Raw genomic sequence first — 11756 nt, forward strand, 5'->3', positions numbered from 1 at the left:
GACGTCGAACCGCAAAAGCTCAGTTCTTCGTCGAATTTGCGGAAGCGTGAGCATTGGACGCGGTCGTTGAGGACGATGCGCGATAGCAAGAGCCGCCGATCCCCTCCTTGCTCGCACGGCATTGTTCGAGGCTCGCGAATCCGCACGTCTTTACAGCGGAAGAGCCGCTTGCGAGACACCAGTCTTCTTTCGCGCCGGCCGCAGCTTGCGCAGCCGGCATTTGGGTGAGAACCAGTATTGTGCAGCTAGCGATTGCAAGCGGCAAAGTGCCAAGGCGCAGGAGCATATTCATGGTCTTCTCCGACAATGTTGAGTTCAGATACTCACAAAAGCGGAGTACGAGCGTCGCCCACATTAGACAAATGAATTGTCCTCATCGGCAAATTCTTGAAGTGAATGTGGATACCCGTATGGCGGGCCGGATGGGCTTCAGCGGGCGGGTGGCTTGGCTATCTTGTTCGCTGGCAGCCGCTACCTTCGACACAGCTGCACCGAGTTCCTAGCCCATGGCATGGGCCTCGTTAGCCACGAGGCCCCTCGCCTGACTGCCAAGGGTCCGGTGCCCTACGAAGACACCGATGCACCCTGCCGCTCGAATCCGGCATGGTGATCTCGATCGAGACCACGATGAAGCATCCGAAGCGTGGCTTCATCAAGCTTGAGGACACGGTCGCGGTGACGTCGGACGGGTACGAGAGCTTTGGCGAAGGCGGCCGTGGATGGAATTTGGGCGGGAGCGCGCTCTAGCGCAGCGGCAACAGATCCAGTTGGCTCTGTGCCTTCTTGACGGCGGCCGCGAACCAGCTCTGGCTCGGCGCTTCCTTGGCGAAGCACTTCGTGTAGGCCTCCATTGCCTGGTCTTCGAGCGCAATGGCGTCCTGCGGCGTCTTCCTGGCCATCATCTGCTTCCACACGCGCTCGCAGGCGGGGATCTCGGCCGTCTTCACGGCGCCGGTTGCGGCCAGAAAGAAGACCTTCTCACCCTGGATCGCGACCACGCCAATCTCGCTCGGCAGGCCCTTCAGATCGCCGTTGCCGCGTACGCCTAGCACGGCAACCGCCGCGCCCGCGGATGCGGGCTTGGTGACCGGCAGCTCAGCATATTTGGCGAAGGCGGAGTCCTGGATGGCGTAATAGTAGAAGCGGTCTGACCTGATCGCCGCGCCGATCTCCTGCGGCAGGCCGTCCTCACGGTGCTCGCCCAGCCAGTGCTTGAGCAGTCCGGTCGTGGTCACCACGGCTTGCATCCTGTCGCCCTCGGAGGCGAAGCCGAGCCCGTCGAGATGGCCGAAGCCGGAGTCGCCCTTGAACAGCGTGTCGACGTTCGACTTGCCCTCGGCCGGCAGCCCCTTGATCGTAACAGGTCCCACTAGGGCACGCAGCACGCCTGACAGCTCCTTGAGCGCGGCATCGTGCTGCTTATTGATCTCGTCGCTCTCCTTGGCTTTCGAGAATTTTGCGATGTGGCGATCGCGCAGGTCGAGATAAGGCTGCTCGGGGGCGGCTGCATAAGCGCGCGTTGCCAAGGCGAGCAGGCAGAGGAAGGCGGGCAATCTCATTGCAATGTCCGGAAGACTGGGAGCCATCTCCGTCTTTGTGCCGGTGTCGGACGAGGAGGTTCATCCGCGATGCCGGGCCCTACTCTGCCGGCGTGAGTTGCTGACGGCCGCCGCGCATCGCCGGGTCTTGCGGACTAGGAATCCGGGTACGATTTTTTCAGCGAGGTCAACAGGCCATGCGCAAACCGTGTGTCGTGGCAGGGCGAGAAGAACCCGGTCCCTTCGCGCGCGACGCACAGCGAGCAATCGCAGTACCCCTCAATAGCTTCGGCCCGGGCCAGACGAGCCGCGCGAACCTCGCGCGCCGCGGAAGTAACGGCACCACCCGTCCGGGCTGATAGGTCCGGCAACGATCTCGCAGCTGCCGGGGGGCCGGAAATGCGCACAAACCCCGCAGCGCTGGGCTCCGTTTGGTTGATACTGATACTGCGCGACCTCTTTCGGGATGGGCCGGCGTGCGCGCGCGTAGGCACCCGTGGCAGATCCTGCCGTGCCATGGGCCCACGCCGGAGCCGCAGCCGCGCCCGCAAGCGCTGCGCCGCAGAGCGATTTTGCGATGAAACCGCGACGAGATAGACCTTTATCGGGCTTGTTGCGAGAGGAAGAGCTTGCACCTACCGGCTTGGATTGATCACTCATCAGTCGCCTCCTGGCGGTACCGCCTTCGGCAAGTGGGATTTCCCTGCAACTCACAAACCGTGCCGGAATGTTCTTGGTTCCTAAATTTCCTCAGATGACCGCAAGCGCAGCGCGGCGCGTGACTACGGACGTGCGCTGCGGATTCACACCGAGGCTCGGTTTCGCGACAAGGTTCATCCGAAGACCGGACGAGCGCCCTACTCTGCCGGCGTGAGTTGCTGCCGGGTCAGGCGCATCGCGGCGGTCTCGCGCACGCGAACACGGGCGCGGCGCTTGCGCCACCAGATCACGACGCCGGTGACCGAGAGCGCCGCCACCACGAGGCCCATGACCGAGATCAGGATGCGGCCGAACAGTCCGACGATACGGCCCGAATGCAGCGGAAACTGCGCCTGTACGAAGATGTCGGCGGCGGTGCCGACCCAGGGCAGCCGCTCGCCAATGGGGCGGCCGTCCTCGCTGTCGTAATAGAGCTGCGCCGGGCCGACACCGCCGGCGCCGTGATCGTCGCCGGGGTGGAAGAAGGCTGCGGCATAGACGCCATGGGCCGGGCCGTAATTGATCGAGCCGACCGGGGTGGTCCACCCGCGCGCCTTGCCATCGGCAGCGGCGCGTGCGGCGATGTCGGCGAAGGTGACCTTGGGCTCAATGGGATCGTCGAGATCGCGATACGGCCGCTGCTCATAGGGCGTTGGCGTGTAATTCGACACCATTTTCATCAGCGGCGAGAACACCTCGAAATAGAGGTTCAGCGAGAACGCCGTGAAGGCGATGATGAACAGCACGCCCCAGGTCCAGAGGCTGAAGGCGCGGTGGATGTCGAAATTGATCCGGTAGGCGCTGCCCGAGGTCTTGATGGTCCAGGCCGGCGCCCAGCGCGCCCAGAAGCCACGCTCGAGCTGGCGCGTTACTTCAGGCGCCCGCGCGGCCTTGGCGCGCCGGCGCGAGGGCAGCGTCAGGTAGAAGCCGACGAAGCAATCGATGGTCCAGATGATGGCGATCACGCCGAGCACGCGCATGCCCCAGCGGTCGCTGCCCCAGAACTCCGGGATGTGCATCGTGTAGTGCAGCTTGTAAAGAAACGAGACGAAGTTCTCGCGCGTGACGGGCCACACTGCGCCCCAATAGCGCCGGCCGAGCTCCGCACCGGTGTTGGGATCGAGGAAGACCTGGTTGTAGTCGAGCGGGTAACGCTTGCCGGTCGCGGGATCGATCCGCGGCATGACGAAGAACCACAGCGAATGGCCCTGCTCCGGCGTCATGAAGAGATAAACGACGCGCGCACGGGGATCGCGCTGCTCGATCATCTTGGCGAGCTCGATCGAGGGAATCGCCGGCCCCTTGCTGCTGACGTCGAACAGATGGCTGTTCAGGACGTCGTCGATCTCGTGATCCCAGGAGATGATCGCGCCGGTGATGCCGGAGAAGAACAGGAATCCGGCCGTGAGCAGTCCCGCCCAGCGATGCAGCCTGCCGAATATCGCTCTCATCGTCCTCCACTCTCATCCAGCGGGTCCGGCCCCCCAAGCGCCGGACCATCTTCACATCGGAATCACCAGCGATAGGTCAGCTTGCCGATCGCCTTGCGCCCTTCGGCATAGAAGCAGCCCGACAGGTTGTAACAGGCAGCGACATAGCGCGTATCGGCAAGGTTGGTCACGTTTAGCGACAGGCGCCAATTGTCGTGGGTGTAGGCTAAAAGCGCGTCCAGCACGGTCGAGGCTCCCACCTTGAAGGTGTTGGCATCGTCGCCCCAGGTCGCGCCGACATAGCGGATGCCGCCGCCGAACTGCAAGCCCGCGAGCGGCCCGTTCTGCAGCGTATAGTCGCTCCACAGCGAAGCGCGCTTGAGTGGCACGGTGACCGGCGCCTTGCCGACATTCACCGGATCCTGCGTCACCATGGCGTCGACATAGGCATAGGCCGCGCGTAGGTTCCAGCCGTCGGCGAGCGACATCGTGCCTTCGAGCTCGATGCCGCGCGACTTCACCTGCCCGGTCTGTTCGGCATAGGTGGCCGCAGGCACGTAGGTGACGACGTTGTCGCGCGTCAGGTCGAACGCGGCGAAGGTGAACAGCGCATTCCAGCCGAGCGGCTGGTACTTGACGCCGACCTCGTACTGGACGCCCGTCTCGGGATTGAGCATCTGTCCGCCAAAACCGGTCGCGAGCACCGGCAGGAACGATTCCGAGTAGCTGAAATAGGGCGCGACGCCGTTGTCGAAATTGTACATCACGGCGGCGCGGCCGGTGAAAGCCGAAGCGTCTTTCGCGACCGTGGTGTTGACGATACCGTTGTCGACCTGCGTCGTCACGAAATCCTGACGGCCGCCGAGCTGGAACGAGAGCCGGCCGAGCTTGATCTGATCCTGCGCATAGAGGCCCACCTGCGACTGCTTGACGCCGGTGTTGTCGCTCATGGCGCCGATGGTCCAGTCGTAGCTGTAGACCGGATTGAAGACGTTGATCTCGGGCGCCGATGTCGTGACGCCGAAAGCGGTGTCGCGAAACCTCGTGTTGCGGTAGTCGACGCCGACCAGTGTGGTGTGGCTGAGAATGCCGGTGTTGAACTTGCCCTGGAGCTGATTATCGACGGCAAAGGAGTTGATGTAGGAGTTGCTGTAGCTGCCATAACGCGCGAGCTGCCCCGCGGCCTCGTCGGTGTAGCCGCCGCCGTAAAACACCTTCTCCTCGTTGTGCTGATAGGCATAGCGCAGGTTCTGCCGGAACGTGAGATAATCGGTGAAATCGTGCGAGAGTTGGTAGCCGGCGGTTGCGATCTCCGTATTGAACGCATCGAAGCTCGGCACGCCCGCGAAGAACGAGACCGGGATGATGCGGCCGTTATTCGGCCACACCGTGCCGGAGGCCGGCAGGAACTGAAGGCCCCACCCTGCCCGGTCCTTCTGGTAATTGGCGAGCAACGTGATGGTGGTGTCCTCGTTCGGTTTGAAGGTGACGGCGGGCGCGATGAAGACGCGATTGTCCTTGCTGAAATCGACCTGGGTTTCGCCGTCGCGAACCACGCCGGTCAGGCGCCATAGCACGGTGCCTTCCTTGTTGGCGGGGCCGCCCATGTCGAACTGGCCCTGATAACGGTTGAAGCTGCCGCCCGAGATCGAGACCTCGCCGAACTGCTGCGCGATGGGCAGCTTGGTCACGTAGTTGAGGATGCCACCGGTGCCGCTGCCCCCATACATCGCGGAGGACGGGCCCTTGAGAACCTCGATGCGCTCGGCGCCATAGGGATCGAGGCCGTTGAAATGCACGTAGTTGCTGGAGGGAATCCGCAAGCCGTCGACGTAGAGGCCCGGCATGGTCATGTCGAAGCCGCGGATCTGAAGGCCGCCGAATCGGGTGTCCGAGCCGCCATTGACGTCGCCGCTGACGCCGGCGGTGTAGCGCAGGGCCTCGCCGATAGAGACCGCGCCCTGGTTCCTGATCTGATCGGTGGTGATGACGGACACCGACTGCGGCGTTTCGATCAGCGGCGTATCGGTCTTGGTGGCGGTGCCGCTCCGCGTCGCGACGAAACCGCGCACCGGACCGTTGGCGCGTTCGCCCGTGGCACCGTTCGATGATGCCGACTGGGTTGGCGCAGCCTGCTGCGCCGGAGCGCGACGATTGGCGCGTGCGGTGCGTGTCGCCGCAGCCCTTCGCGACGAAGCAACCGCCGCCGGACGGGCGCGCTGCGCCGGCGCTTCGACGGTGACTTCAGGAATTTGCGTCTGCGCCTCTGCGGAACCGAAAGGAACAAGGAGATAGAGTGTACTGACCGCCCCGAGGAGCTGCACTCGAATCTGTCGACGACGCGTGTCCTCACGCGAAGAAAGTTGGAAGTCGGTCACGTCTTTGAGGTCCCACGCACTGCCGGCTTCGCCGGTATCATTTTTGATGTCCCGCCCTAGCTCAGGCGGATTTCGGGTGCGATAGGAACGGTGTTAGAATTTCTCCAGACGTGTGCGCAGCACCTGCGGCGAATGCGCTCAGGCGTGCTTCGGAGTTTGGAATGTTTCCAGACAGACGAGAATCTGCCTGCCCGCAACATCTGGAAACGCTCAGCGATGCCGCAGTCGTCGGTTGACCCTGCGCGCCAGATAATCGCCCGCGCTTTGGACGAGCTGCACCAGCGCGATCAGCACGATCACGACAGCGAGCATCATCTCCGGCATGAAGCGCTGATAGCCGTAGCGGATGCCGAGATCGCCCAAGCCGCCGCCGCCGACTGCGCCGACCATGGCGGAGTAGCCGAGCAGACTGACCACCGCAAGCGTCAGCGCCAGCAGAAGTCCCGGCAGCGCTTCCGGGATCAGGACCTTGAACACGATCTGAAGCGGCGAAGCACCGAACGAGGACGCGGTCTCGATCAGGCCGCCGTCAACCTCGCGGATCGCGGCTTCCACCAGGCGTGCGATGAACGGCGTCGAGGCGATGGTCAGCGGCACGATCGCAGCGGTCGATCCGATCGAGGTGCCGGCAATGAGGCGCGTGAACGGGATGATGGCGACGACCAAGATGATGAAAGGTGTCGAGCGCGTCGCATTGACGACGATACCGAGCACGCGATTGACGATGGGGGCCGCGAACAACTCGCCTTTGAGGCTGGTGGCGAGGAAGACGCCGAGCGGCAGGCCGAAAGCGGTGCCTAGCAGCCCCGCAATGCCGACCATGTACAGGCTTTCGCCCGTGGCCTGGATGATCAAATTGATGAGTTCAGGCGACATAGCCGAGGCGCTCCGCCGAGAATTGATGTTGAGAGAGCCAGGCGAGCGTTCGCGTCACCGCGTCCTCTCCGCTGGGAATTCCGAGTGTAAGCGAACCCACATGCTGGCCGCCGATCTCGTCGATGCGGGCCGACAGCAGCGACACATCGAGCCCGAGCTCGCGGGCGAGTCGGGCCACCACAGTGTCGCCGGCCCCTGCCCCACGCACCTGGACGCGGATCACGGCCTGCCCGCCGGCGGACGGCTCGGAAGCGATCCGGCTCGCCAGCGACACCGGCAGGCTGTCGCCGATCACCTCGGCCAGGAAGGACTGCGTGATCGGATGCTTCGGGTGGGTAAAGATGTCGGCGACATGGCCGCTCTCGACCAAGCGGCCGCCATCGAGCACCACCACTTCTCTGGCGAGCTGGCGCACCACGGACATTTCGTGGGTGATCAGCACGATGGTCACGCCGAGCTCGCGGTTGATGTTCGCGAGCAGATCGAGGATCGCGCGTGTGGTCTGCGGATCGAGCGCCGAGGTGGCCTCATCCGACAGCAGCACGCTCGGCCGGGTCGCCAGCGCCCGCGCGATGCCGACGCGCTGCTTCTGGCCGCCGGAGAGCTCTGACGGATAGCGATCGTGCTTGTCGGCGATGCCGACCAGCGCGAGCAGTTCGGCGACGCGCGCCTTGATGTCCGCCTTGGTCCAGCCGGCGATCTCGAGCGGCATCGCGATGTTGCCGGCGGCCGTGCGCGAGGACAGCAGGTTGAAGTGCTGGAAGATCATGCCGATCGAGCGCCGCGCCAACCGAAGATCGCGGCCAGTCAGTGCCGAGATGTCTTCGTTGCCAACGATCACGCGGCCCGTGGTCGGCTTCTCCAGCCCGTTGATCAGCCGCACCAGGCTCGACTTGCCGGCGCCGGAGCGACCGATGACGCCGGTGATGGAACCGCGCGGAATCGCAAAGTCGATGTCTTGCAGCGCGTTGACACCGGGCTTGCCGCGATTCGCCGGATAGGTTTTTGAGATGTCTTCGAAACGGACCATTGCGTCCGGCTCGGTCGGAGCAGGTGAAATCGCTTCAAGCGTTTCGATCGGTCGTCCGATCGCGAGCGATTGGTGAGCGTTCATGGAGGCGGCCTTCATGCACAATAATTCGCTTGCCCGCGCCGCTCAGGGGCATACGGGAACCAGGTCGCTGGAGCGACGGGTGAAAGTGGGATGCCGGCTCGGGGAGCGCGCTGCACCGCAGCACGCACCATCGCCGTTTCCGGTCTTTCATGCAATATCAGATATTTGCGGGGAGTTGGACGAAGTTTTCCCAATCCCTCGCGTACGAAGAAAATCCATCTGCCGGGGGCACCCTCCTACCCTCCTTAGTGGACCCGCAGCCAGGGCAGCACGATCAGCAGGAGCCCTGCGAAATAAAGCAGCCCGAAGATCAGCCCAAAAGCCCAGAACTGGCCCTTTCCGATATAGCCACTGCCGAAATACATCGGCGCCGGCCCTGTTGCGTAAGGCGAGATCACGCCCATCAAGCCGAGCGAATACATGCAGAGCATGGCAAGCGTCGTGACCGGCAGGTCCGCGATGCCCGAGCCGACCGCGAGCACCACGGGCAGCACCGCGGCGGCATGCGAGGTGATGCTCGAGAAGAAATAGTGGATCCAGAAGAACAGCGCGACCAGAAGGATCATCGCGGTCGACGGCGACAGCCCCGCGAGCGGCTTGGCGTATTCGGACGCGAACCATTTGATGAAGCCGATCTCGTTGAGGCCCGACGCCAGCGTTAACAGCGAGGTGAAATAGAAGAACACCTCCCAGGCGCTCTTCTCGCCGACGATGTCGGCAAATTCGATCATCCCTGTGACCAGCATCAAGGAGATCACGATGAAGACGACGGTGGTGGCGTTGACGAAGTTCGAGCCGAGCAACGGCACGTGGATGTCCGGGCTCGAGCCCGCGATCCATAGGAACATCGCGAGCACGATCAGCGCCAGCATGATCCACTCGTTGCGCGACATCGGCCCCATCGCCGACAGCTCCTTCGCCGCCCATTCGGAGATTTCCGGGCTGCGCTTCACCTCGGGACGGCAAACCACATAGCTGAGCAGCGGAACGAGCACCATCAGGAGGATGCCGAGCGGCGCGAAGCCCAGGAACCACTGGCCCCAGCTGACCTCGACCCCGACGGTCTTCTTGGCGATCGCCAGCGCCGCCGCATTGGGCGCGAGCGCGGTGAAGAACAGTGAGCTCGTGACCGCAGTCGCGGCGAACGCGGTCCACATCACATAGGTGCCGATCCTGCCGGCGGTCGGCCCCGGCTCGGAGCCGTAAATGCGCGGGATGTTGCTGATGATGGGATAGACGATGCCGCCGCTGCGCGCCGTGTTCGACGGCGTTGCCGGCGCGAGCAGGAAGTCGGACATCGCCACCGCATAGCCGAGGCCGAGCGTGTTGCGGCCGAGCCGCTGCACCAGCACCAATGCAATGCGTCGGCCGAGCTGGCTCTTGCGATAGCCGATCGAGAACACGAAGGCGCCGACGATCAGCCAGACCGTGCTCTCGGCAAAGCCTGCCAGCATCCAGCGCAGCGATTTGGTCGGATCAGGGTCGATATAGCCACTGATGCCGGCCACGGTGAGTCCGATCAGCCCGACCGCGCCGACCGGCATCGATTCCAGGATGAGCCCGGTGATGACGGCCGCGAATACGGCGAAATAGTGCCACTGATTGGTGTTAAGGCCCGCGGGCACCGGCCACAGATAGATCGCCAGCCAAACCACAAGTGGCGCGACCAGTTTCCAGCGAAACCCTGTCGCCTCAGGCGCCTGTGAGCTAGCGGCCATGGGCCCTCCTCCCCCTCGATTGTCGTCGCATCGTCCCGCCCGTTGGCCGAGCCGCCTTTGTCCCAGCGCGGCGTATACGGATTGTCCGCAGCGCGATCAATGGCCCGTTCAGGACCATCTTGAAAACGGCTTTCGTGAGCCCAGCGGCGGCGACGCTAGCACAAACGGCGTCACGCATACGTGCCCGGATCGCGTTGCAACGAACCCTCGACAGGCCTGGGCCATTGCGCCTATCTTTGTCGCTATGAGCCACGATCACGACCATCATCACGATCACGACCATTCCGAGTTGTCAGAAACCGAGCTGCGCGTGCGCGCGCTCGAGACGATCCTCACCGAAAAAGGCTATGTCGAACCGGCTGCGCTCGATGCCATCATTCAGGCCTATGAGACCAAGATCGGCCCGCACAATGGCGCGCGCGTCGTTGCAAAAGCTTGGACCGATCCGGCCTTCAAGAAGGCGCTGCTGGAGGACGGCAGCAAGGCGATCGGCACGCTCGGCCATGTCAGCCGCGTCGGCGATCATCTCGTCGTGGTCGAGAACACGCCGCAGCGTCACAACATGGTCGTGTGCACGCTGTGCTCCTGCTACCCCTGGGAAATGCTGGGGCTGCCGCCGGTCTGGTATAAGGCGGCGCCCTACCGCTCGCGCGCGGTGAAGGATCCGCGCGGCGTGCTCGCCGATTTCGGCGTCGCGCTGCCCAAGGACATCGAAATCCGGGTGTGGGATTCCACCGCCGAGACGCGCTTCCTGGTGCTGCCGATGCGCCCCGCGGGCACCGAGGGCTGGAGCGAGGAACAGCTCGCCGAGCTCGTCACGCGCGATTCCATGATCGGGACCGGCTTCCCGCGGAAGCCTGGAGCGCCGTCATGAACGGCGTGCACGACATGGGCGGCATGGACGGGTTCGGCAAGGTCGAGCCCGAGCCGAACGAGCCGATGTTTCACGAGGAGTGGGAGTCGCGCGTGCTGGCGATGGTGCGCGCAATGGGCGCAGCCGGCGCATTCAACATCGACACCTCGCGGTTCTATCGCGAAACGCTGCCACCGCATGTCTACCTGTCGAGCTCCTATTACAAGAAATGGTTTCTCGGGCTCGAGGAGATGCTGATCGAGAAAGGCTACCTCACAAAGGAGGAGGTCGCTGCCGGCCACGCGATGCAGCCAGGAAAGGCGCTCAAGCACGGCAAGTTCGATCTCGCCAACGTCGAGCGTGTGATGGTGCGCGGCAAGTTCGCCCGCCCTGCCCCGGCGCCGGCGAAATTCAATGTCGGCGACCGCGTGCGCGCCAAGAACATGCATCCGGCGACGCACACGCGGCTGCCACGTTACGTGCGCGGCCATGTCGGCGTGGTCGAGCTGAACCATGGCTGCCACGTCTTTCCGGATTCGGCCGCGATGGAGCTCGGCGAAAATCCGCAATGGCTCTACACCGTGGTGTTCGAGGGCCGCGATCTCTGGGGCGAGGACGGTGATCCCACGCTGAGGGTTTCGATCGACGCATTCGAGCCCTATCTGGAGCCGGTGTGATGAGCAGCGCGCTTGCGGCTGCCGCGACGGCGGCGATCCCGAGTATTCCGCACGATGATGACGGCCCGGTGTTCCGCGCACCCTGGGAGGCGCATGCGTTTGCGATGGCGCTGACGCTCCACGAGCGTGGTGTGTTCACCTGGCCCGAATGGGCCGCCGCTCTTGCCGACGAGATCAAGCGCGCACAGGCGGCCGGCGATCCTGATACGGGCGAGACGTACTATCTGCACTGGCTCGCCACGCTCGAGGGCCTCGTCGCGCGCAAGGGCGTCGCCTCGATGGAGACGCTGCATCGCTATCGCGACGCCTGGGACCATGCGGCCGATCGCACGCCGCACGGCAAGCCGATCGAGCTTTGGCCGGAGGATTTTCGCTAGCTCACGCCAAGCTCGTCATTTGCGCAGCCGCTCACCCTCGTGTCCCGGACAAGCTGCAACGCGCAAGCGTTGCGGCGCAGAGCCGGGACCAGGATG

The 11756-nt window shown here is 64.0% G+C and carries 10 protein-coding genes and 1 pseudogene; 4 read left to right on the plus strand and 7 right to left on the minus strand.

The features are described from left to right. Window positions 1-19 precede the first annotated feature (19 nt). A complete protein-coding gene (locus P6U29_RS21695) occupies window positions 20-355 on the minus strand; it encodes a DUF3551 domain-containing protein (RefSeq protein WP_407112190.1) in 336 nt (111 codons plus the stop codon). A 135-nt stretch (window positions 356-490) separates the two neighbouring features. Between P6U29_RS21695 and P6U29_RS21700 the strand changes: the two are divergent. Then, window positions 491-747: pseudogene (locus tag P6U29_RS21700) on the plus strand (M24 family metallopeptidase); the annotation flags it as partial. On the opposite strand, the gene P6U29_RS21705 reads toward P6U29_RS21700, so the two are convergent. The 6 genes from P6U29_RS21705 to P6U29_RS21730 all read right to left on the minus strand — a co-directional run bounded on the left by P6U29_RS21705 (window position 744) and on the right by P6U29_RS21730 (window position 9753). Then, a complete protein-coding gene (locus P6U29_RS21705) occupies window positions 744-1559 on the minus strand; it encodes a hypothetical protein (RefSeq protein WP_407112191.1) in 816 nt (271 codons plus the stop codon). The pseudogene P6U29_RS21700 and the gene P6U29_RS21705 overlap by 4 nt on opposite strands. A gap of 836 nt (window positions 1560-2395) precedes the next feature. After that, window positions 2396-3688, minus strand: coding sequence for a siderophore utilization protein FsrB (gene fsrB, locus P6U29_RS21710; RefSeq protein ID WP_407112192.1), 1293 nt, complete (start codon window positions 3686-3688; stop codon window positions 2396-2398). Between the two features lie 62 nt (window positions 3689-3750). Further along, window positions 3751-5739 carry a TonB-dependent siderophore receptor gene (locus P6U29_RS21715; RefSeq protein ID WP_407119387.1) on the minus strand — a complete coding sequence of 663 codons (1989 nt, stop codon included), beginning with the start codon at window positions 5737-5739 and terminating at the stop codon, window positions 3751-3753. A gap of 516 nt (window positions 5740-6255) precedes the next feature. Further along, window positions 6256-6921: a methionine ABC transporter permease gene (locus P6U29_RS21720; RefSeq protein WP_407112193.1), complete on the minus strand. Its 666-nt coding sequence runs from the start codon at window positions 6919-6921 to the stop codon at window positions 6256-6258. Then, window positions 6911-8050, minus strand: coding sequence for a methionine ABC transporter ATP-binding protein (locus P6U29_RS21725; protein ID WP_407112194.1), 1140 nt, complete (start codon window positions 8048-8050; stop codon window positions 6911-6913). Before P6U29_RS21725 ends, P6U29_RS21720 begins: the two co-directional genes overlap by 11 nt. A gap of 230 nt (window positions 8051-8280) precedes the next feature. Continuing rightward, complete coding sequence (locus P6U29_RS21730) at window positions 8281-9753, minus strand: DASS family sodium-coupled anion symporter (RefSeq protein WP_407112195.1); 1473 nt, start codon at window positions 9751-9753, stop codon at window positions 8281-8283. A 244-nt stretch (window positions 9754-9997) separates the two neighbouring features. Between P6U29_RS21730 and nthA the strand changes: the two genes are divergently transcribed. From nthA to P6U29_RS21745, 3 genes are read left to right on the plus strand one after another with little or no spacing between them, the layout of a single operon-like run. Continuing rightward, window positions 9998-10627: a nitrile hydratase subunit alpha gene (gene nthA, locus P6U29_RS21735; RefSeq protein WP_407112196.1), complete on the plus strand. Its 630-nt coding sequence runs from the start codon at window positions 9998-10000 to the stop codon at window positions 10625-10627. After that, on the plus strand, window positions 10624-11283 hold the full coding sequence (nthB, locus tag P6U29_RS21740; RefSeq protein WP_407112197.1) for a nitrile hydratase subunit beta: 660 nt from the start codon (window positions 10624-10626) through the stop codon (window positions 11281-11283). Before nthA ends, nthB begins: the two co-directional genes overlap by 4 nt. After that, on the plus strand, window positions 11283-11660 hold the full coding sequence (locus P6U29_RS21745; RefSeq protein ID WP_407112198.1) for a nitrile hydratase accessory protein: 378 nt from the start codon (window positions 11283-11285) through the stop codon (window positions 11658-11660). The genes nthB and P6U29_RS21745 overlap by 1 nt, the downstream gene beginning before the upstream one ends. The last annotated feature ends 96 nt before the right edge of the window (window positions 11661-11756 follow it).

Origin of the sequence: Bradyrhizobium sp. LMG 9283 (genome assembly GCF_045571415.1) — a bacterium.
In the GTDB taxonomy this organism is placed as follows: Bacteria; Pseudomonadota; Alphaproteobacteria; order Rhizobiales; family Xanthobacteraceae; genus Bradyrhizobium.